Here is a 20170-nt window from a genome sequence, read left to right on the forward strand (position 1 = left end):
TCAGCCGAGCATCCGGGCCAGGGCCGCCGAGACGCGCTCGGTGTCCTCGCGGTACTTGCACAGCGCGCCGATGCTGGCCGCAGCCGAAGCCAGGTCAAGCTCGGCCCGGCCGAGCTGGTGCAAGGCACGCGCCCAGTCCAAGGTCTCGGCGACGCCGGGAGGCTTCAGTACGTCGTCGGTGACCCGGATCTGCTGGACCGCGCGCACCACCTGCTCGGCCAGGAGCGCGGGCACTTGGGGGAGCCGGGTGCGCACAATCTCCACTTCTCGGGCCAGCCCGGGGTGGTCGATCCAGTGGTAGAGGCAGCGGCGTTTGAGCGCATCGTGCAGATCGCGCGTCCGGTTGGAGGTGAGCACCACGATCGGCGGGGTTTCGGCTTTGACCGTGCCGAACTCGGGGATGGAGACCTGATAAGTGGAGAGCACCTCCAGCAGGAACGCCTCGAACTCGTCGTCGGCCCGGTCGATTTCGTCGATCAGCAGCACCGCCGGGCTTTGCTGCAGCGCTTTGAGGATGGGACGCGCGAGCAGGAACCGTTTGTCGTAAAGCGAACTTTCCAGTTCGGCCACGCTCAGCCGCGCGTCCATTCCCGCTCCGCCGCTGGCCTCCACGCTGCGCAGATGCAGGATCTGGGCGGTGAAGTCCCAGTCATACAGCGCCTGCGAGGCGTCGATTCCCTCATAGCACTGCAATCGGATCAGCGGCAGCCCGAACCCTTCCGCCAGGGCCTCCGCGAGGGAGGTCTTGCCGGTGCCCGGTTCGCCCTCCAGAAGCAGCGGCCGTTCCATGCTCAGGGCGAGGTAGCCAATGGTGGCCAGGCCATCGTCGGCGAGGTAGCCGGTGGCGGCCAGCATTTCGGCCAGCGCTGTGGCGGAGCTGATCGACGTCTGCGTCATGGCACCAGCATAGGGTCACCGGCAGGGCTCCGGTCTGGTGGGCTACCCGCCGATGTACGACATCTCGATCTTGTGTGCCGCTGCGGGGTCTTGAGGCGTGTGCGAGCTGCGCAGTTCCGAATAGCGGTCCGCGCGGCCGCCCCACAGGGCGGACAACGCCGTCGAAAGCTCGACGTCGGACGCCCCGCCTCTCAGGAGTGCCCTCAAGTCCGTGCCCGCCGTGGCGAAGAGGCACGTGAACAGCTTCCCGTCGGCGGAGAGCCGGGCCCGCGTGCAGCCGCGGCAGAAGGCTTGGGTCACGCTGGAAATGACCCCGATTTCGCCGCTGCCGTCCGCGTAGCGCCAGCGATCCGAGGTTTCGCCGGGGTAGTTCGGCGCCACGGGCTCCAGCGGGAACACCGCGCCGATGCGGGCCAGGATCTCGGCTGAGGCAACCACCTCATCCATTTTCCAGCCGTTGGACGCACCCACGTCCATGTACTCGATGAACCGCAGAATGAACCCGGACCCTTTGAAGTGGCGAGCCATGGGAAGAATGTCCTGATCGTTCGTCCCCCGCTTGACCACCATGTTGATCTTCACGGGCCCGAGACCCGCGGCCTGGGCAACGTCTGCGGCATGCAGGACCTTCGCCACGGGATAGCCGACGTCGTTCATGGCCTGGAAGGTCTCCTCCCGGAGGGAGTCCAGCGAGACCGTCACCCGGTTGAGCCCCGCATCCTTGAGGGCTTGCGCCTTCTGCGCCAGGACCGAGCCGTTCGTGGTCATCGCCAGGTCCGGTGCCAGCCCGTCGGGAGTGCGCAAGCGGGCCAGCATCCGGACCAGTTCCTCGATGTCCTTCCGCAACAGGGGTTCACCGCCGGTCAGCCGGATCTTCCGCACACCGTGTCCCACCGCGATCGACGCCAGCCTGGTGATTTCCTCAAACGTCAGCAGCTGGTCCCGGGGCATGAAAACGAAATCCCGCCCGAAGATTTCCTTGGGCATGCAGTAGACGCACCGGAAATTGCACCGGTCCGTGACGGAAATCCGCAGGTCCCGCAGGGGCCGGTGGAAGGTGTCGGTGATGGAATTGGCGTCCATACAGCGCCCTCTCAACGCGGTAGTAGTGCCAACCGCTTGTGCCTCTCCCAGAGTATGCCCGGTCCCGGGCGGCCACAATGGACCGCGGTCGGGCGAACGGCGGCGGAGGCGGCCTCAGCCGATGGGCTCTGCCATCTTCTCCACGACATACTGGGCGTCCACCGACGTGCCGGTCACCGGATCGGTCATTTCCACTCTCCAGCTGCGGGCAAACTGGTCGACCCCCTGTTTCATTGCCACTGTGCCTGAAATGAGGACGGTGCCGGGCTGGTTCAGGCCGCGTTCTGCGAGCACCGCCAGCCAGTAGTCCGGGCTGAGGAGGGCCTCCAGCGAACTGTCCTGGATCAGGGTGTCCGGAGTTTCGCCGTCGCCCACCCAGCCCTTGAGCGTGATCTTGTCCAAATGGTCGCGAACATCATCCAGGCGCCATGCTTTGCGTCCCAAGACGTCCGGGCTCGCGTTCTTGCTCCACGCCACGCCGTGGACCTCGAGCTCACGGTCCGTGTGGTCGCACGCCACGGTCAGGAGGACGTCCCCATCGGTGATCACGAGCGCCCATTCCGCTTCGCCCGAGGTCCGGCCGTGCTGGACGCGGACTTCCGAAACCTGCTGGGCCAGGTAAGGCGACACCGGGTACAGCGCTGGCGTGGTTGTGGGGCCGGGAACGCCAAGTTCGGCCAGTTCGGCGATGTGGGCCTGCACTTCTTCCTGCTCGCGCCCTGCGTAGCCGGCGTTCAGGAGGTGCTTGACCTGGACATTCCGCGTGGTGCCATCGGGAAGTTCAAAGCTCAGAGTCGTCATTTTCTGTCCATCCTTTGCGTGTCCTGCTGGAGAAATTTTTCAGATCGGAAACCGGAAACAGTCGCCAATGTACATCCAGTATGCGTAATGTATACATTTAACGCCAGTGTGGCAGGCGTCACCGTAAACTTCTCGTGGAGGAAACCCATGGCCAATGTTCCAGTTCCGGCTTCCGGCGCAGCGCCGCGTCCCGGAAAGCCGATGCATCCCAAAGGCCTGTACAAGGCCTTTGCGGCAAGCCTCACCGGCACCGCGCTCGAGTGGTACGACTTTGCCGTCTACTCCGCCGCGGCCGCCGTCGTATTCCCCCTCGTCTTTTTCCCGTCGTCGGATCCCTTGACCGGGACCATCCTGGCATTCTCGACCTACGCGGTGGGCTATGTCTCCCGTCCTGTGGGCGGCATCATTTTCGGCCGGCTCGGTGACCGCATCGGCCGCAAGAAGGTCCTCGTGACGACGCTGATGATCATCGGCGTCGCCACTGTGCTGATCGGGGTGCTGCCTGGCTACGGCAGCATCGGCATCTCGGCCCCGATCATCCTGGTGTTGCTGCGCTTCGCCCAAGGCGTGGGTGTCGGCGGCGAATGGGGCGGGGCAGTGCTGCTCTCCAGCGAATACGGCGATCCCCATCGGCGCGGCTTCTGGGCTTCCGCGGCCCAAGTCGGACCGCCGGCCGGCAACCTTCTGGCCAACGGCATCTTGGCCGTCCTGACCGTCACCCTCAGCGAAGCGCAGTTCATCAGCTTCGGCTGGCGCATCGCTTTCCTGGTTTCGGCCGTGTTGGTGGGCTTCGGTCTTTGGATCCGGTTGAAGCTTGAAGATACCCCGATCTTCAAGGCCATCGAGGCGCACGGTGAGCAGCCCAACGCTCCGGTCCGCGAAGTCTTCAGCAAGGAACTCCGTCCGCTCGTCGCTGCCACCCTGTGCAGGGTTGGCCCGGACGTGCTCTATGCCCTGTTCACCGTCTTCACCCTGAGCTACGGGATCCAGACGCTTGGTTACGACCGCAGCCAGGTCCTCACTGCCGTGTTGATCGGTTCGGCATTCCAACTGTTCATGATCCCGTTGGCCGGGGCCGTCTCCGACCGCTTCAACCGGCGACTCGTCTACGGGATCGCGGCGGTGGTCGGGGCCGTCTGGACTTTCGTCTTCTTCGGAATCCTCGGCGGACACAGCGAGCCGTTGCTGATCGCGGGAATCGTCCTGGGCCTCATGGCGCACTCCTTCATGTACGGACCGCAGGCAGCCTTCATCGTGGAACAGTTCTCTCCGCGACTTCGGTCCACCGGAAGTTCGTTGGCCTATACGTTCGCAGGCGTGATCGGGGGCGCCATCGCACCCTTGATGTTCACGCTGTTGCTGTCCCAGTTCGGCACCTGGATTCCGGTTGCCATCTATGTGGCCGTGGCCGCCGTCGTGACCGCCGTGGGGTTGGCGCTCGGCCGGGACTCCAACACCGTGGAGGACGAGGACTATCGCCTGCTGCTGGAAGGTTCCGCGGCAAGCCAACGGTCCGCCGTCGCGGAAACGCGCTGACGCTCACGTCATGCCTTCGAAAATCCTGACAAGCTGCGCTGGGCGGACAGAAGATTCCTCAGGTGCGCAGCAGGATGTCCCGGGTCACCGCCAGGTGATGGTCGATGGCCTTCTGGGCCTTCGCCGCGTCGCCGGACATCAGGGCGTCGAGAATGTCCTGGTGTTCGGCGCATACCTGTTCGCGCCGGCCTCCGGTACGGAACAGCGCGGAGACGCCTACCAGAATCTGCCGGACGTGGAGCTTGCTGTACGTCCGGGAGATGAGCTCGTTGCCGGCCGCGTCGATGAGCTGCTGGTGGAACAGGGTGTCCAGGCGTATAAACTCACGGGCCGCTTCCGGGCTCAGTTCCTCGGGAAGCTTTGCCTGCTGGTCAAGGGTTTCCTGCATCGTCCGGGCGGGAACCCGGCCTTGCTCGATGACCAGCCCGGCGGCGTGGCTTTCAAGGATCCCGCGCAGTTCCATCAATTCGGACATTTCCCGGCCGGTCACCGGAGGAACGTAAGCCCCGCGCTGGGGAATCAGTTCCACCAAGCCGTCCGAGACGAGCAGCAGGAGCGCCTCACGCACCGGCGTACGCGATACGCCGATTTCCGCGGCCAGTTCCTGCTCGTTCAGGAACTTCCCCTGGACTTCGGGGTCGATCAGGATATTTTCACGCAAGTACGCGTACGCCTTCTCGCGGCCGGACGCCGCAGTCCCCGAACTTTTTCGCATACATCATGTATACAACAATTTGGAGTAAATTCATGCGTTTAGCCGTGGCACAAATCATCACGGGAGCCGATCTGGCCGCCAACCTGGAACTGATCCGAGAATACGCCACCCGCGCCAAAGCCGCCGGAGCCGAACTCGTGGTCTTTCCCGAAGCAGCGATGCGCGCCTTCGGCAACAGCCTTGCGGACATCGCCGAACCGTTGGACGGGCCGTGGGCCACAGCGGTCCGCGGCCTCGCACGGGAGCTGAACATCGCCGTCGTGGTGGGAATGTTCACTCCCGGTGAGGGCGGCCGGGTCCGGAACACCCTTTTGGTCACCGGCCCAGGGGTGGACGCCTCCTACGACAAGATCCACCTCTTCGATGCCTTCGGTTTCGCGGAATCCGATTCGGTCGACGCCGGGACGTCACCCGTAACCTTCGAACTCAACGGCACCGTGTTTGGCCTTGCCACGTGCTACGACGTGCGCTTCCCCGCCCTCTTCACAGCCAACGCCCGGGCAGGAGCGCAGGTCAACATCGTCTGCGCCTCGTGGGGCGACGGCGAAGGCAAAGCCGAGCAGTGGGAGCTGCTGGTGCGGGCCCGCGCAGTGGACAGCACCACCTTCGTGGTGGCGTGCGGCCAAGGCAACCCGGCCAGCGTCGGCCTGCCCACCACCGGCACCGCGCCCACGGGAATAGGGCACAGTGCCGTGATCTCGCCACTGGGTGCCGTGATGGTGGCCCTCGGGGAAATGCCGGAACTCGCCGTCGTCGACATCGATCCGTCGGTCGTCGAAGAAGTCCGGGGCAAGCTTCCGGTCCTGGCGAATGCCCGGGATCTTTAGCGTCGCCGAGAGTAGCGGCGTCTTCTTTCAGGGAGGGCGGCGCCGTCCTGACCTTCTTTCGTTTCGGAAAGCGCTTACGACACGGCGAGTCGCGTCATTTCGAGGCTTTTGCGCGGCAAAGAAGGTCAGGACGGACAGGCCACGTTCGACTTAGGCGGCCGGTATGTCTTCGAAGGTGACTTGGTCGAGCAGGATATGGCCCCAACTTCCCGTACCGTTATCGACCACTTGGATCTGTGCGCTCTGGCCAACGAGGTCGGAGACGTTCCACGACGTCCAGGCGAGGCGTTCGCTGTTCTGGCCCGTCGCGGTGCGGACCACTTGCCCGTTGACCACAAGATTCACCGTGGTCTGATTGTCCGGTTCACCTCCAACCGCGTTTGGCACGCTGCTGAACACGATCTGGTCCACCATGATGTGGCCCCAGGATCCGCTTGCGTGGTCGATGACCTGGATTTGGGCCTTCTGCCCCACGAGCGTGTGGACGTCCCAGTTCACGTTCGACATCGTCGATGAATTCTGGCCTGTTGCCGTTCGCACTACCTGCCCGTTGACGAGGAGGTTCACCGCCGCGGCGCCGGACTGGCCCCAGGGGTGGTTTCCTCCAGCGATGAGGAAGTCGATGTAGTCCCGCGTGATCGTGAACGTCGGTGACGTGATCGCGCCCGTGGAGGCATCACCTCCTCCGACGTACGTATCGAGGACCTTGGAGCCGAGCTGGTTGGGGAGGGATTCCGCCGTCGGGCCCTGGCCAATGTAACTGCCTGACGCCGTCCACCCGGCACCCCAGGTCGCGCCCTCGAAGTCGGCGAAGACGTCCGACGGCCGTGGGTTGTTCCCGCCTCCTGCGAGGAAGTTGACGTACGAGTGGCCGATGGTGAACGACGGCGAGGTCAGCATTCCGGTCGCTGCGTCGCCGCCGTTGAAACTGTTGGCGAGCTTGTTCCCGAGGTAGCCCGTGACGGGCTGCTGGTTGGGGAGCGCCCCGGCGGCTGGCCCGGAACCGAAGGCCGCTCCCGCCGTCGTCCATGAACCATAGGTGCTGCCCTCGAAGTCCGCGTACGGCGCCGCGGGGTTCGCCTGTTCGGTGATGTTGGCGAATTCCGTGATCGAGAGGTTGGCGAAGTTTGCGCTGCCGCCGATCGTGTAGAGGGAGATCCCCGTGTCCGACGACGTGAAGAAGGCCTGGTTCGAGAGTGCGATCCGGCCGTCGTCGGCGAAGACCTCCACGCTGCCATGGTCCACGAGGATCCGGAGGTGCAAGGACGTCGTGCCCGAGGCGAGCGGCGCCTGGGACTGCTGGTACGTGCCGAAGGAATACGGCACTTGGTCCTGCGCGGAGCGATCGACGTAGAGGTTGCCCCCGTAGACACCGATGTTCGTGTGCCGGCTGCCGTCCTTGTTCTCGCCGACGGAGATGCCGACGTTGTTCAGGGTGGTCCAGCTGACGTCCGCATCGAGCTCGTAGGCGGAGCCGTGGTAGTCGAGGGTTGTCCGTCCATTGACCGTCGCGTTGGCGGGCTTCACGGTTTTGGTGGCGTAGTTGGCCAGATTCGGGGTCGGCTGGGATAGGAGGCTGTAGACACCGCTGCCCTCGGACTTGAGGCTGAGCTGACGCACCACCGACATCTGGCCGTTGTAGTTGTCCGTGGAGTCCGTCGGCACGGTGTGCGGCGCGTAGTGCCAGTTGTTCATCCAGCCGATCGCGTAACGGGAGGTGTCGGGCTTCGCGGCGTCCGGCCAGGTCACCGAGGCGTACCAGTCCGAACCCCAGTCGAGCCACTGCGGGTCCGTCTGGTCCGCGACGAACGCCGAGCCGTTCCACGTTCCGGTCCAGTACGCGTAGGTGTCCGGCTTGCCGCTGTAGTCGCCCTGCATGCTCCCGGCCATGACCCAATGCCACGAACCGTCGTTGGCCTTCATCTGGAAGATGTCCGGGCACTCAACGCCGCCGATGTTCGGAGTGGTGTAGCTGAAGTCGGTTTGGTGCGTCCACGTCTTAAGATCCGGCGAGGTGTAGAAGGTGATCTTTTGCTGGCGGCCGATCGCGGCTACCCAGGTCGAGTGTGCCGCGTCCCAAACGATCTTCGGGTCGCGGAACCAGTCCGAGGCGTCCGGGTTGGCAATGACCGGTGCGCCGTACTGCGTGAAGGTTGTCCCGCCGTCGGTCGAGTACCAGAGGTATTGCGATTGCTGGAACGGGTCGCCGTCGGTGGGCCGCGTGGCGAGCGCGACGACGGCGCCGGCCCCGAAGCCCGCGGTGTTGTTGGTATCGATCACCGAGGAGCCGGTCCAGACGGGGAAATTGCTTTGGAGGGGGAGGGCGTCGCCTTGGTCGTTGAACACCACAGTGTCCGACGACGTCGCATGTCGCCATCCGCCGGGGCCGTTGTCCTGGTTGCTGTGAAGGTAGTACAGGTTGTACTTGCCGTTGAGATAGATGGGCCGCTGAGGGTCGCTCAGCCATCCTGACGGGGGAGTCATGTGGTAGACGGCCCGCATTGGCGGTGGGGTCGCGCTGCCGACGGCTCCTGCGCCGGGGATGTCCCCGGTAACTATGGTTGTGGTGAAAAACATCGTGAGCGCGGCGAAGAGGGCGAGCATGCTCGCCCTCTTCGACAGCCTCCTTGCTGAGTGGGCCATAAGATCTCCGGGTCTCGGTCAGGACTACTCGACCGCCGATAGCTCTGCGTCGAGCCTCTGCACACGGCGTTGTTGAGCAGTCGGGGGAGCTTGGGTGGAGCTAAGGATTTTTGATTAAACGCTTAATCACGGCAACAATAGCTGGCACTTGACTCGTGATCAAGCGTTTAAGCGGATTATTTTAGCTGGTTGCCCGGAGGGCGAGGCGGCGCATGAGGGCGCGCCGGATCCGCTGGGCTGGCTGTTCAATGGCCACGCAGCTCAAGAAACCAAGCGGCCAGACCGCCACGAGAGCGAACGCAGCAAACCCGAGCGCGGGAACGTGGGATGGAATGTGGGCGGCTGCGAGGAGCTGCTGGATGGGCCATCCGTAGATGTAGATCCCGTAGGAGATGTCGTAGCGAGCCCCGATGGCGGACGCGCTGCCGATTGAACCGATCGACAGGACGAGGTAGGCAAACGGCAGCGGGGCGAGGGCTGTTCCGTAGCCCGTGGCGAGGGCCCCCCACACGGCCAGTGCGGCGAGGAGGCTCGGCGCCGCACCGACGCGGACCTTGTGTCTCTGGGTGGCAAGGAGGGATCCGGCCATGAAGACCGCGAGCAGCGGGAGGACGAATTCGGTGCGATTCGGCCCGAAGCTGCCTGCAAGCAGCTTTCCGAAGACTGCCCCCGTGGATGCGGCAAAAAGCAGGAATATTGCAGTGGCCGTGCCTCGCCTGCTCTCCGGAATCCTGCGGAGCAGGAACACAATCGCGGCGATGATGACGTAGCAGAGCCCCTCCCAGGTGAGGGTCCACAGGGGGCCGTTCCAGTCAAAGCGGTCGTTGTTGCCCCAGAGCGACGTCCCGATGGCGGGTGTGTCCATGACGCCGATGCTGAGTGCCAGGGCCGCGCCGAGGAAGGTCAATGCTCCGCGCGGGTCGTAGGTCCCGTGTGTCAGGAGGGCGCCAAGCGGTGCTGCCACGAAGGCAACAGTAAGCGCCGCGACCACGAGGGCAGGATAGATGCGGGCGAGCCGTGCTGCGGCATACTCGAGCACAGTGTCCGAGCGTTCGGCACTGACGGTGATGAGATAGCCGGAGATGGCGAAGAAGCCCATGACGCCAGCGGTCCCGAGCTTGATCCCGTAAAGCGAGGGTTCCGGGCCGTAGCCACCCAGCCACCAGGAATGGGAGATGATCACGGCTGCCGCGAAGACCAACCGCAGGGCGTTCAGCGAGTTTCGTCCGGAGCCCAGGGCATTACCCAGGGTGCGGGCGCCGAGTATGGCCAGGCCCGGACGGTCCACGGCTGTCGTTGGGGTCTTCATGGGCTGGTCGTTTCTATTTCATGCCCAGGACTGTTCGGGTGATCTTCTTGAGTGTGACCTGGCTAACATTCTTGACAGAATCTACACGAGTAGATCTGAGGAGGGCAAGCGACTTCTTTCTCAACCAACCAGCCGCACCTCGCCTTGGCCGAGCTGACCAGCTGGAAAGAGACGGCCACGGCCGTAGCCGGACACGGCAGCGCCGACCTCGAGCGGCTTGACGATGACGAGACCGTGGAGCGGCCGTAACACCGTACGCATCTGGTTCTACATTAACGAGCGCACGGTCTTTCAGCCGAAGCTCACCGGCGACGGGCAGCCACCCTCAATCAGCCCGTCGATAGTGCAAGGCGACCGCGCCGTTGCTGAGCGGCTCCGCCGAGATCAGGTCGAGGCGTCGCGTGCTAGGCAGTCCGCCCTGGTACAGGGTGGGACCGTGGCCGGCAATCCTGGGATGGACAAGGAACTTGTACTCGTCGATCAGATCCAGTTGGTCCAGCGCTGTTGCAAGTTTGCCGCTGCCGACGAGCACTCCGCCGGGAGTCGCATCCTTGAGATCCTGCACCGCCGTTTGCAGGTCGCCCACGACGTGGTGGCTGTTGTTCCACGGGAAGTCGCTTCGCGTCGACGACACAACGTACTTCGGCTTGGCCTCCAGCTTGAGCGCCCACTCGCGCATCGCAGGCGGCGCGTCCTCCTCGCCGCGGGCGACCGCTGGCCAGTAACTCTCCATCATCTCGTAGGTGGTGCGGCCCCAGAGCATTGCGCCCCCCTCGTCCATCAGGCGGGTGAAGTAGGCGTGTGTCTCGTCGTCGGCGATGCCTTCCTGATGGTCGACGCAACCATCCAGGGTGACGTTGATGCTGAACGTTAGGAGGCCCATACGACGATTCTAGGCCGCCCATTCACCGATGCCTCAACTATCACTGCGTTGCCAGGGAGGCTATTCACTGAACTAGTTAACGGGTAACACAGCGGGCTCTCCTCTACTCAATTCCGTGCAAGGATGCGCAGGTCTTCATTCGAGTAGCGGAACCTCTAGTATTTTGTCCAGTCGAGCGCCTTAATCCTTGCTATGAACAAGGTGAACAGCTGGATCGAGCTACTCGGCGGCTGGTGTTTGGGGCGGCGTCCAAGGACGTCGGATACTCGGCACATGATCGGATCATGGGCCGCAAAAGCGATGCTTAGCTTCATCGTATTTGAGTGGGTCGTTCAGCTTGGGTGGAAAGGCAATGGCACTTACAGCTACGCATCGAACTACGTCAGCGACCTCGGCGCGGTGCACTGCGACAACGTCGGCAACCCTGCCCGCTACGTGTGTTCTCCGTCTTTCGCTGCGATGGATCTGGCTCTTATCTTCATCGGCGTGAACGTCGTGGTAGCGGCCTGTCTCATCACTTCGCCGGTGCTCTGGATTGCAGCACATGCCGGCGACCTTGATGACGCGTACAAGGCGGTACGTCGGGACAAAACTGACGGCAAGATTCGGATGCAGCCCACCGGTTTTGCCAAGGTGACGACAACCATCATTCGTTGGTCGCTCGCCGTTACCGGGCTGGCTATTTTCGCCATCGGCGTCTTCCCCGAAGACTATCCAAATGCAGGCCACACTATTGGCATCCACGACCCCGCCGTCGTCATTCTGTCGTTGGGTATCTTCGTAACGCTCGTCTCGATCGGCGTGCTCTGGTTCAGGCGGACCGACGCAAGCCTTTGGTTTTTCGGACTGGCCATCGTCGCTGGCGTATCGGGATTGTTGATGCTGCTCACCGGCGGTAAAACCGAATTCTCAGGCATTTTTGAGCGTGGCGTCATCTACGCGTTCATTGTTGGCCTGGCCATCCTTGGCTTCATGGTCAGCTCCGCGGCCCATCATGAGCGCGTTGGCCACCTTCAGCCGCGACCAGCCACAAGGCCGCTATGGGGGCCTCGGCAGGCCGGGCGGCTTGTCGCACCGTTCAGGCGGCGTCACGCGACCGTGCTCGAGATTTAGCAGAGGCTACCGCCTCACGCGTAGCCGCCACGTCAACATCCCCGACGCGGGCGCGACCAGTTTCGGAATGCAGAAAACCCCCGGAATTCCGGGGGTTTTCATTGGCGGTGACGGTGGGATTTGAAACCTTTTCAGCCCCATTGAGGGCATGAAAAATCCCTAGAATTCAAGGATTTTGGTTACCTCAAATCACCCGTTTTTACATCGGATGTGCCCAAAATGTGCCCAAAAAGTGCCCACGGCTTTTGCGCTTGACGCGAGGTCTCGGCAGCCCCTGAAACGCCCTGCCTCCAAGGCGAAGGGCCAACATTGGAATGCGGCGGTCTTCGCCCCGATATCTCGTGCGGGCGGTCCACGTGGGCTTTGCAAGAGTCATCAAACGGGATGCGACCGGGCGGTTTGGAGCGCGAGAACGGCAGGCCGACACCGGACCACACCAATATGTCTCGTTTGGTTCGGCAAAAACTTTCGAGAGGTTGGCACCTTCGGCCAGCGCTGGGGACTGCGACTTCTAACTCTAGGTCCGCAGTCCCATGTCCCGTGTCGAAGGGGAGGGCTGGTGGGGGTGCACCGTTGCCGTGGCGGGGCTGGTGCGGGTGTGGATAACCGGGGAGAGCTTCGTCTGGAGTCGGTGGCGTTGGTTTTGCATGTCTGGTTCGTCCCAGCTGACAGGGGTTCCGAGCGGGGTGGTGTTGTCGGTGATGGCCCAGCGGTCCCGGTAGATGAGGATTTCCTGGAGCGTTTGCCGTCGCCGGTCTGGGTCCGGGATGTTTCGGAGTTGTGAGGCCAGGTCTTGCATCCATGGTTCCTGGCTGGCGGGGATGCGTGCGGCCACGAGTTTGGCGCGGTTGCGGATGCGCTGTTCGACCTGGGTGATGAGGTTGCTCAGGTCGGTGCGGTTGCTGGGGCACGGGACGAGCCCTTCGAGTGCTTCGTGGAGTTTGGCGGCGGTGCGTAGCCGGTTGTGGATGATGGCCGTCAGGTCGCGGACTTCGCCGCGGGGCGTCATTGCGTTGAGCACTTCGTGTTCGGCCAGGTTCCGGTCATGTGCTGCCAGCCGCTTCCATGCGGCGACCGCGGGGCCCCATGCCGGGGAGCGCCGCAGATCGTCGGCCGAGCCCGGGAAGTTGGCGGCGAGGAAATCCGCGAGGTCCTCGTCGGCGGCGAGTTGGGTGAGGTAGTCGTGCTCGGCGGCGAGCTGGTGGAGGGTATCGGTGCTGTCTTGGAGTTCTTGTCGGGTTTCGTATGCGGTGTGTTCGGCGCCTTCGCTGGCGAGGACCTGGCCGAGGATCTCCGGCCAGCCAGGCAGAGCTGTCGGATCAATCCGTTCGTCCGCGTCAGTGTCGGGTTCGACCACGTAGGCGGTGTTCGTGGTCCGACCGCGGGTCATGCCGACGTAGAACAGTTCGCGGGTGAGCCTGCCTTCGGTGACGACGATGTGACCGGTATCGACGGTGATTCCCTGCGAGCGGTGCGCTGTGGTCGCATACCCCAACTCCGTAAACCCTGAAAGGTAGCCCGGGTCAAGGTTGACGGTGGCGCCGGTGTCTTTTCTGACGCAGGTCACAGTGCCGGCTTTGCCGGGCTGCGCGGTGATGGTCAGGAGGGTGCCGTTGCGGATGAACCCGCCCAGGCTATCCCTGATCCGCCGGTCGTTGCGCCTGGCCAAGATCATATCCCCACAACCGGCTCTGAGACCGTCGGACAGGGGCACGGTGAGCCGGGTGTCAACCGCGCCGGCGGCGGCCCGGTCTTCCTGCGCGCGCCGGTTGAGGACGGTCACTGTGTCATTGTCCGCGGCGATGAGGATGGAGGCCAGCCCTGCTTTCACGTCGGCGGCCCATCCAGCGTAGGCCGCCTCGATCATCCGGCTGTCGGTGCCGGCCACGATCCGGCCGTGCCGCTCGTACTCGAGGATCCCGTCCCAGTTCCCTGCCCGCAGCTGGAGCGAGGCGGCGCTTTCCCAAGCATGGGTGAAGCGGTGCAGGGAGGTCAGCCGCACCACCCGGTCGGTGCGGTCGAGCCAGCCGAGCATCCCGCCGGCGTCGATGGAGTCCAGCTGGGCAGGGTCACCGACCAACACCAGTTTCGCCCCGGCCGCGGACGCCATCTCGGTGAGGGTGGCGAGCTGGTAGGTGGAGACCATGGACGCTTCGTCGATGATGACGAGTTGGCCGGGGTGGAGCTGCCAGCGGGACTGTTCGGCGGTGACGGTGGCGAGGACCTGTGCCGCCTGCCGTCGCCACCTGTGAGTCGGGCCGGTACCCAGAGGGTGTTCAAGGGCGCGTTCGGCGAGTAGGTAGCGGCGGGCGCGGTTGGCTGCTCCCGGGCCGTTGGATTCGTAGAGCCATTTCGTCACGTTCTCCGCTCCGAGTCCCAACGCGTCGCCGAGAACGTCGGCGGACAGGGCGGCCGGGGCGAGGGCGACCACGCTGCCGGGGCCGTGGACCTGTTGCCAGCTGTCGCTGACGGCTTTCATCGTGGCGGTCTTTCCTGCCCCGGCCGGGCCGGTGAGCGCGTCCAGACAGCGCCGGCTGGTCAGGATCTGCATGGCGGCGTCCTGCTGGTCCGCGAACAAGACAGGCCCCGCACTGCCGGGCGTGGGGGTGACGGCGTCGACGGCGTCCCAGGGCTCCAAGCCGGGCGCGCCGGTGGCGTGGCTGGCAGCCATGATGGCTTCCTCATCGGCAAGGATGCGTGCGTTGGTGAAGACCGTCCCAGTGACCGGGTCGAAAACCGTGCGCCCGTCGGTGGCGAGGTCGGCCGGGGCGTTGTCAGGGGCGATGTACCGGTAGTCGTTGAGAGGGACAGAGAACGTCTGGGCGTCGTCGGCAAGGGCTTCGATCATCGCTGCGCGTTCGGCTGGGCTGGCCATCCGGATGCCCGCGCAAACGCGTTCGGCCTCGGCGAGCAGATTCCACCGGTTCCAGGTGGCGCGTTTTTGGGCGACCAAGTCCATCACCAGCTGCCCGGTGACCTGCCGCCATTCCGGGGACAAGTCCGCACCTGTGAGGGGCCGGGTGCGGGACTGGTCGACAGTGCCGGCAATCAAGTGTTCCGGCGTGCAGTCAAGGCCTTCGGCCCGGCGACGCCAGGACGTAAGCCGCTCGGCCAGGGGAACGGGTTGGGAATCCTTGGCCGTCCGGGTGGACAAGGTGGCCTGCTGCCGCAGCTTCAGGACAGTGGCGTCGGAGGGATTGGTCCCGTGTTCGAGATTCCAGAGCCGGACCAGCCGGTCCTTCTCCAGCTCGATGATCCGTGCCCGGGCGGAGAACTCCGTGATCAGCCCGGCATGGACCCCGGATAGCTCGCGGCTGGGGTTGCGTTCGACCGAGACCGGCGCCCGCAGCTCAGTCTCGGTTCCCAGACTGCGCCGCAGCTCGTCGAAGAGCAGGCCGTTGTAGTGCTCACTGGCCGCGACCACCGCCTTGTACAGGGTCCGGGAATCCAGAGTGGCCCACGCCCCGTCGCTGGTCCGCTGGACGCGGTTGGCGATGACAAGGTGGGTGTGCAGTTGCGGGTCACCAGCCCGGGATTCCCAATGATCAAACGCGGCGGCGATGGCTCCGCGGACCGGGACATGGGCCACGCCGTTGCGGCCCGTCCGGGTGCCGATCGCCCGGCCCTCGAGCCAGAGAAGGGTGTCCTGCACGGCACGGTGATGCGCCGCCAACACCTGATCCCGTACGTCCTGCGGGCTGAGCGCCCACAGGACCGAGACCGACTTCGGAACGCTGAACGTCAAGTCGAACCCAGCAACGGGGTAACGCGTTGACGTTCCGGTCTTTTGGCTCGACACTGCCGGGGTGGTGGCCCGTTGCCCGTGCCGGCGGCCCAGCGGCTCACCGGTGATCGGATGCAGCGCTGCTTCGAAGACTGCCTTCGCCGCATCATCCGTCAGGACGGTGCCGGGGGCCAGGCCGATGCCGTCGATGCCGCTGCCCAGCCAGGTCCCGGGCGGGTTACCGGATTTCGTGTAGTAGTCCGTCAGATTCCTCACGGTCACATCACCATGGGCCGTGGTCTTCAGCAGGTACTTCACCCCGGCATCCGCAGACAGCCGGGCAATGGACATCGTCACCGCAATGCCCCGGGAACACTCGGGGAATGCGGGCATACACGGCACTCCGGGCATGGGGCGGTGATGGTGTTTCGCCGTTGCTTCACGCCCCTTCATCGTCTGCAACGGGCTCGGGGACATGACTGCCGGCAGCCTGTCACCTTGCCGTCGATAGGCGTGAGTCCCCGCTTGGATGCCAGACGTGTGCGGACGAATGAGAATTTGCGGAGGAATGAGAATTTGGTGCCGCTTGGCGAAGTCTCGTTACATTGCGGACGTTCCAGACGATGACGCGCTCGCTTGAGCTGATCAGGGACTGCGGGTTTGATCGACGGGGAGGCTGGCTGCAATGGTGTGGTCGCGTGTGGGCTGGTTTTGGGTGGGTTTGTTCTCGAGCGGTGCGCCAAAAGGGCGGGGCAGCGTTTTGAGAGGTTCAACTCGAGTCAAATCGCCCATGAACGCTCCAAAGCCGCCTTGTCGCCCGGCGGCGGGTTGATTGTGGGCAAGCTTTGGACAGAGACTGTCCGGAAGCCGCCCGAGAATGAGTTTCTTGCGCTCGGTGTGGCCACATAGCGATCAAAGCCGCCCAGTTTCGGCCCGAAGCTGGGCCATTCGTGGGCGGAGCTGGAAAATAGGCCTTGATTGTCAGAAAGCCAGAGAGAGGACGCAGTCAGCATGGGGGTCAGCAAGCGACACCACACGGTTCCAAAGTTCTACCTGAATGGCTTCGGATCAAAAGACGACACCGGCAGTACTCCGCAAGTCGGTGCAGCCAGTCGTGACGGGAAGCGGTTGGTCATACCGACAACCCACGCGACTGTCCGAACGAACTTCTATGCTTTGCCCGGCCATCCCGACGGAGCCGACGTCTTTGAGAAGGAGTTATCTGGCTTGGAGGGTGACGCGTCCGACGTCATCAGGAAGGCCGTGGAAGGTTCCTGGCCGCTGTCCCCCGAAGACCGGGAAATCCTGGGTACGTTTCTCACGTTCCAGTTCCTCCGGGGCCCGGATACCAGAACATGGATGGATCAGACGCACGGAACATTGCTGTCCGAGATGATCACCCAGATGGGTTCGGAGGGTGTTCGTGAGACTTTGCAAAAGACGGGCAAAGAGTTTGATGATGACGTGGCGGATCGGCTGGTCCAACAAGCATCCGGTTCCGATGGGATCACCGTGGAAACCACGTCGTCCGGCCATATCCAACACATTCTCGACCTGGTGCCGGAGTTGTTGATCTTTTTTTGGGGCGTCCTTGGGCGCTCATCAGGTTCAAGTCAAAGAAATTGTTGACCTGCGACACCCCGGTTACTCTCGTGCACAACCCGGAATTGGATGGTGTTTTCGCAGGCGTTGGGGTTGGGAACGCCTGGGGAATTTTGGTTCCACTTACCAGAGAAGTCGGGCTGCTCATGAACCACCCCGCTTCTGTGTTTGAAGAGAGAGTTGATCACCACCAGCAGAAGCCGGAGGACGTGGCAGAGGAAATCGTCGCGGGAAAGCACGACCATAAGCAGCCCGGTTCAACAATGTGGGCTCAGCTCTTCAACGACCATACGATTGCCAGTGCCCGTAACTGGATCTTCCACCATCCTGATGACGCATCTCTAGTACCAGATGATCTCCCCGGACCTCGCGACAAGGAAGTGGAGTCCAAGGTTGTGTCTGGTGAGTCGTCGACGGCCAGCTGAAAATGTCGATGCGTTCACCACTCGGGCATGTTTTCTCCCACGGGTTGCCCGGAGGCACGCCCGCGCCCATCCGGGCAAACGTTGACTTAGGCGTCAGGGACTACTGTCCGGGCTGATCGTCAAGGGGAAGAATGAAACCGGAAGCAGCCGTTCCTAAAGACGGTCCGGGCTACGCTCCGCGGGACCGAATGGGGCGCGGTCGCTTCTCAAAACAGGCGGTGGCACCTAACAAATGCAGGTGGAGGACGAGAGATGAGTGACTTGAGACATCTGCCGGTTGGCACCCGCGTTCGAGTGGGATTCGCACTGATCTACGAGCGGCATGTGGCGGAGCCGCAGGCGCAAGGCAACGCACAACTGGATCACTGACGAGCAGCTGATTGAGCTGCTCACCGAACGCAAGGGGCCCGGGGAGGTAGGCGCAGGAGCAGAGCCATCAGACAAGGGTGCTCCGTCTGCTCAGTGACGGCGCCCCCCGTGTCGGTCACACTCTGTACGATCGCCGACATGAGCAGAGACAACCGAGATCTGGACTTCATGAAGGCTCAAGAGACGATTCTTCAGAAGGAAGAGGACTTGAAGGCGTGGTGCCCGTCGAGCGGCGAGAACGTCGGGCGAATGATCGAGTTCCCGGGGACCGACGAGTGGTATATCGAATGCCCAACGTGCGGCGGGAAGTGGGCAGGCAGCAGTACCGTGCTGGACGATCATGACCGACCGTTGTAACCATCCAGTCGTCGTCGCCGCATCGAGATCGGACGAAGCAATTGACGCCGCAATGCCACAGCCGCCTCGCGCTTGGTGGATGTGTCTACCCGGCGATGAGATCGAACTCGATACCGAGGCTCGAAAGGTCGGCCCTCACGCGATCATAGACGCCGTACTCGTAGAACCCCTGGGCATCGCTGTTCCCTTGAGCCGGGTCGATCTTGTCCATATCAGGGACGCTGTACGAGATAACGTATCCCACCTGAAAATCACTCCACTCGACGCTGACCTCCATGGTCGCAATGCCGATGTCGTAGTTGTCATTTCCGTAATTCTTGGCGATGTACTCGAAGGGATACGAGAAACTGTAGCTGTCTTCCTTCTTCTGCGACTTCAGATAATCTTCCTCGTTCTCGAAGCCATGATTATCAAACTTACTCCACATTGTTAGTCCCTTCCTGGTTGCACGATCGGCGGAAAATTCCGAGCCTGAGGCAAGATCATACGTTCTCAAGCAGCGCAGAACCTGCTGCTTCCTTTGATCTATCCCATAAGAGCCAGCGCTATCCTTCACCGGGTGCCTTCCGAGAGTGCGTCGAAGGTTTCAGCGCCGAAACCATGGGCATTGGAGATTGAATCGGGCGCGGCCCATAGCATCCCACATTTTGGGCTCATCATGGCTTGTTCGTCTTGTCGCGCTTTCGGTCAGCCATACTCGATCCATGGTCATCAATATTCGGCTCAGCGAACGGACGCCTTCGGACAGCAACGATCCTCTTCCCCGTAGTTGGTGGGGTTATGACCCCGCGGCAACGGCTGAAGAGCTGTGGCGGCACAACCGGGGAACCTGGTCATTGGATGAAAGCCGACTGGCCCAGGAGAAATGGGTAACTCTCAACCATCGGGGTCGGGTGATCCAAGTGATCGAGCTTGGAGATCCTCGCTTCGAGGAGGTGACCGAGCTGGAGACCGGACGGAAAAAGAAGGCCTTGCTCGGCACGGTTCTTTCTCCAGGGCACCCGACCTACGATGTGCTGATGGGCACTGAGGTTGCGAGACATCGGAACGCGATAGGTTACGCGGATGATCCTGAACTGCCGGAAACCTGGGTCGGAGACATTGCTGAGGATGCGCCGGCTTCCTCAGGTCAGGGCAGGCATGTAAGCGGCAACTTTAAACTGACCGGAGTCGGAAAATCTGACTGACCGTTCGCGGCAAGGTTTTGACCAGCAGCGGCAAGCATTTTTGAACAGGATTAGGCCACCGGTGTGTGGCTTGGCGTGCCGGGGATTCCCTTGTCCATCCCTCGTGTCGTTACGGGGAGAGCCCCTTCCTTCCGCGGTGAAATGGCGATGTCGATCGTCTGTATTTCACCCGTTACCGGAAGGAAGGGGCTCGTTGTGAAGTCTCCAGGAGAGTTCATGGAAATTTTAGCTGCTTATGATTTGACCCGGTCCTACCGGGATGCCGCGAAGATCTGCGGTGTTTCGCACAATACGGTGCGCTCTTATGTGAAAGCCCGTCAGGAAGGCGCGCAGGCGCCGATGGCCCGGCAACGCGGCCGGATGACCGACCCGTTCCTGCCGCAGATGATCTCCTGGGTCGAGCAGTCCCGCGGGAAGATCCGCGGCGACATCGTGCATGAGAAACTCCTCGCCCTGGGGTTCACCGGGTGTGAGCGGACAACCAGGACAACGCTGGCTGAACTGAAGGCCAAATACCGGGCCCGGAACGTGCGCGTGCACCGGCCCTGGACCCCGGAGCCAGGGCTCTGGCTACAGTTCGACTACGCGGATGGCCCCGTCGTTGACGGGATGAAGACCGTGCTGTTCGTGGCCTGGCTGGCTTTCTCGCGGTTCCGGATCGTGATCGCCTTGCGGGACAAGACGATGCCGAGCGTCTTC

The 20170-nt window shown here is 63.1% G+C and carries 17 protein-coding genes and 1 pseudogene; 8 read left to right on the forward strand and 10 right to left on the reverse strand.

Translation table 11 applies throughout. The features are described 5' to 3' along the window. The 3 genes from AC3WJM_RS18885 to AC3WJM_RS18895 all read right to left on the reverse strand — a co-directional run bounded on the left by AC3WJM_RS18885 (position 1) and on the right by AC3WJM_RS18895 (position 2781). Positions 1–897 carry an AAA family ATPase gene (locus tag AC3WJM_RS18885; protein WP_284988719.1) on the reverse strand — a complete coding sequence of 299 codons (897 nt, stop codon included), beginning with the start codon at positions 895–897 and terminating at the stop codon, positions 1–3. Between the two features lie 42 nt (positions 898–939). Next, complete coding sequence (moaA, locus tag AC3WJM_RS18890; RefSeq protein WP_492272642.1) at positions 940–1980, reverse strand: GTP 3',8-cyclase MoaA; 1041 nt, start codon at positions 1978–1980, stop codon at positions 940–942. 114 nt (positions 1981–2094) lie between these two features. Further along, positions 2095–2781, reverse strand: coding sequence for a DUF2848 domain-containing protein (locus AC3WJM_RS18895; RefSeq protein ID WP_284988721.1), 687 nt, complete (start codon positions 2779–2781; stop codon positions 2095–2097). A gap of 147 nt (positions 2782–2928) precedes the next feature. Here AC3WJM_RS18895 and AC3WJM_RS18900 point away from each other — a divergent pair, with 147 nt between their 5' ends. Further along, positions 2929–4317 carry an MFS transporter gene (locus AC3WJM_RS18900; RefSeq protein ID WP_284988722.1) on the forward strand — a complete coding sequence of 463 codons (1389 nt, stop codon included), beginning with the start codon at positions 2929–2931 and terminating at the stop codon, positions 4315–4317. A gap of 58 nt (positions 4318–4375) precedes the next feature. Here AC3WJM_RS18900 and AC3WJM_RS18905 read toward each other — a convergent pair whose 3' ends face one another. Further along, entirely contained in the window at positions 4376–5032 is a 657-nt protein-coding gene (locus tag AC3WJM_RS18905) for a GntR family transcriptional regulator (RefSeq protein WP_059388597.1), read from the reverse strand. Positions 5033–5064: 32 nt separating this feature from the next. Here AC3WJM_RS18905 and AC3WJM_RS18910 point away from each other — a divergent pair, with 32 nt between their 5' ends. Next, positions 5065–5859 (forward strand): carbon-nitrogen hydrolase family protein, encoded by a 795-nt coding sequence (locus tag AC3WJM_RS18910; protein WP_284988723.1) that lies wholly within the window; start codon positions 5065–5067, stop codon positions 5857–5859. Between the two features lie 150 nt (positions 5860–6009). On the opposite strand, the gene AC3WJM_RS18915 is transcribed toward AC3WJM_RS18910, so the two are convergent. The 4 genes from AC3WJM_RS18915 to AC3WJM_RS18930 form a co-directional block, all read right to left on the reverse strand. After that, positions 6010–8463: a glycoside hydrolase family 32 protein gene (locus AC3WJM_RS18915; RefSeq protein ID WP_492272643.1), complete on the reverse strand. Its 2454-nt coding sequence runs from the start codon at positions 8461–8463 to the stop codon at positions 6010–6012. Positions 8464–8683: 220 nt separating this feature from the next. Continuing rightward, positions 8684–9811: an acyltransferase family protein gene (locus AC3WJM_RS18920; protein WP_307055371.1), complete on the reverse strand. Its 1128-nt coding sequence runs from the start codon at positions 9809–9811 to the stop codon at positions 8684–8686. A 120-nt stretch (positions 9812–9931) separates the two neighbouring features. Next, positions 9932–10072 carry a hypothetical protein gene (locus tag AC3WJM_RS18925; protein WP_284988726.1) on the reverse strand — a complete coding sequence of 47 codons (141 nt, stop codon included), beginning with the start codon at positions 10070–10072 and terminating at the stop codon, positions 9932–9934. A 64-nt stretch (positions 10073–10136) separates the two neighbouring features. Further along, a complete protein-coding gene (locus AC3WJM_RS18930; protein WP_284988727.1) occupies positions 10137–10694 on the reverse strand; it encodes a dihydrofolate reductase family protein in 558 nt (185 codons plus the stop codon). A 273-nt stretch (positions 10695–10967) separates the two neighbouring features. Between AC3WJM_RS18930 and AC3WJM_RS18935 the strand changes: the two genes are divergently transcribed. Beyond that, positions 10968–11807 carry a DUF998 domain-containing protein gene (locus AC3WJM_RS18935; RefSeq protein ID WP_284988728.1) on the forward strand — a complete coding sequence of 280 codons (840 nt, stop codon included), beginning with the start codon at positions 10968–10970 and terminating at the stop codon, positions 11805–11807. Positions 11808–12324: 517 nt separating this feature from the next. Here AC3WJM_RS18935 and mobF read toward each other — a convergent pair. After that, positions 12325–15924, reverse strand: a complete 3600-nt coding sequence (gene mobF, locus AC3WJM_RS18940; protein ID WP_492272644.1) for a MobF family relaxase — start codon at positions 15922–15924, stop codon at positions 12325–12327. A 618-nt stretch (positions 15925–16542) separates the two neighbouring features. Here mobF and AC3WJM_RS18945 point away from each other — a divergent pair. From AC3WJM_RS18945 to AC3WJM_RS18955, 3 genes are all read left to right on the forward strand, one after another. Then, positions 16543–17160, forward strand: coding sequence for a DUF4238 domain-containing protein (locus AC3WJM_RS18945; protein ID WP_492272645.1), 618 nt, complete (start codon positions 16543–16545; stop codon positions 17158–17160). Continuing rightward, complete coding sequence (locus tag AC3WJM_RS18950) at positions 17154–17558, forward strand: DUF4238 domain-containing protein (protein WP_492272646.1); 405 nt, start codon at positions 17154–17156, stop codon at positions 17556–17558. The genes AC3WJM_RS18945 and AC3WJM_RS18950 overlap by 7 nt, the downstream gene beginning before the upstream one ends. Positions 17559–18065: 507 nt before the next feature. After that, the gene (locus AC3WJM_RS18955; protein WP_307053152.1) at positions 18066–18284 is read left to right on the forward strand and encodes a hypothetical protein; all 219 of its coding nucleotides are present in this window, start codon (positions 18066–18068) and stop codon (positions 18282–18284) included. Positions 18285–18369: 85 nt separating this feature from the next. Here the strand turns inward: AC3WJM_RS18955 and AC3WJM_RS18960 are convergent, their stop codons facing one another. Next, complete coding sequence (locus AC3WJM_RS18960; protein WP_492272647.1) at positions 18370–18840, reverse strand: hypothetical protein; 471 nt, start codon at positions 18838–18840, stop codon at positions 18370–18372. Between the two features lie 148 nt (positions 18841–18988). Between AC3WJM_RS18960 and AC3WJM_RS18965 the strand changes: the two genes are divergently transcribed. Both AC3WJM_RS18965 and AC3WJM_RS18970 read left to right on the forward strand, forming a co-directional pair. Further along, entirely contained in the window at positions 18989–19471 is a 483-nt protein-coding gene (locus tag AC3WJM_RS18965) for a hypothetical protein (protein ID WP_492272648.1), read from the forward strand. A 216-nt stretch (positions 19472–19687) separates the two neighbouring features. Beyond that, positions 19688–20170, forward strand: a pseudogene (locus AC3WJM_RS18970) (IS21 family transposase); the annotation flags it as partial.

Source organism: Arthrobacter sp. FW306-1B-G06A (assembly GCF_058781765.1).

What these genes read in the sequence shown, in the direction of transcription:
- AC3WJM_RS18905 (WP_059388597.1), bottom strand. Translation starts at nt 5,032, where the DNA reads ATGCGAAAAAGTTCGGGGACTGCGGCGTCCGGCCGCGAGAAGGCGTAC.
- AC3WJM_RS18885 (WP_284988719.1), bottom strand. Translation starts at nt 897, where the DNA reads ATGACGCAGACGTCGATCAGCTCCGCCACAGCGCTGGCCGAAATGCTG.
- mobF (WP_492272644.1), bottom strand. Translation starts at nt 15,924, where the DNA reads ATGCCCGCATTCCCCGAGTGTTCCCGGGGCATTGCGGTGACGATGTCC.
- AC3WJM_RS18925 (WP_284988726.1), bottom strand. Translation starts at nt 10,072, where the DNA reads ATGCGTACGGTGTTACGGCCGCTCCACGGTCTCGTCATCGTCAAGCCG.
- AC3WJM_RS18930 (WP_284988727.1), bottom strand. Translation starts at nt 10,694, where the DNA reads ATGGGCCTCCTAACGTTCAGCATCAACGTCACCCTGGATGGTTGCGTC.
- AC3WJM_RS18945 (WP_492272645.1), top strand. Translation starts at nt 16,543, where the DNA reads ATGGGGGTCAGCAAGCGACACCACACGGTTCCAAAGTTCTACCTGAAT.
- moaA (WP_492272642.1), bottom strand. Translation starts at nt 1,980, where the DNA reads ATGGACGCCAATTCCATCACCGACACCTTCCACCGGCCCCTGCGGGAC.
- AC3WJM_RS18955 (WP_307053152.1), top strand. Translation starts at nt 18,066, where the DNA reads ATGAGCAGAGACAACCGAGATCTGGACTTCATGAAGGCTCAAGAGACG.
- AC3WJM_RS18965 (WP_492272648.1), top strand. Translation starts at nt 18,989, where the DNA reads ATGGTCATCAATATTCGGCTCAGCGAACGGACGCCTTCGGACAGCAAC.
- AC3WJM_RS18895 (WP_284988721.1), bottom strand. Translation starts at nt 2,781, where the DNA reads ATGACGACTCTGAGCTTTGAACTTCCCGATGGCACCACGCGGAATGTC.
- AC3WJM_RS18935 (WP_284988728.1), top strand. Translation starts at nt 10,968, where the DNA reads ATGATCGGATCATGGGCCGCAAAAGCGATGCTTAGCTTCATCGTATTT.
- AC3WJM_RS18910 (WP_284988723.1), top strand. Translation starts at nt 5,065, where the DNA reads ATGCGTTTAGCCGTGGCACAAATCATCACGGGAGCCGATCTGGCCGCC.
- AC3WJM_RS18900 (WP_284988722.1), top strand. Translation starts at nt 2,929, where the DNA reads ATGGCCAATGTTCCAGTTCCGGCTTCCGGCGCAGCGCCGCGTCCCGGA.
- AC3WJM_RS18915 (WP_492272643.1), bottom strand. Translation starts at nt 8,463, where the DNA reads ATGCTCGCCCTCTTCGCCGCGCTCACGATGTTTTTCACCACAACCATA.
- AC3WJM_RS18920 (WP_307055371.1), bottom strand. Translation starts at nt 9,811, where the DNA reads ATGAAGACCCCAACGACAGCCGTGGACCGTCCGGGCCTGGCCATACTC.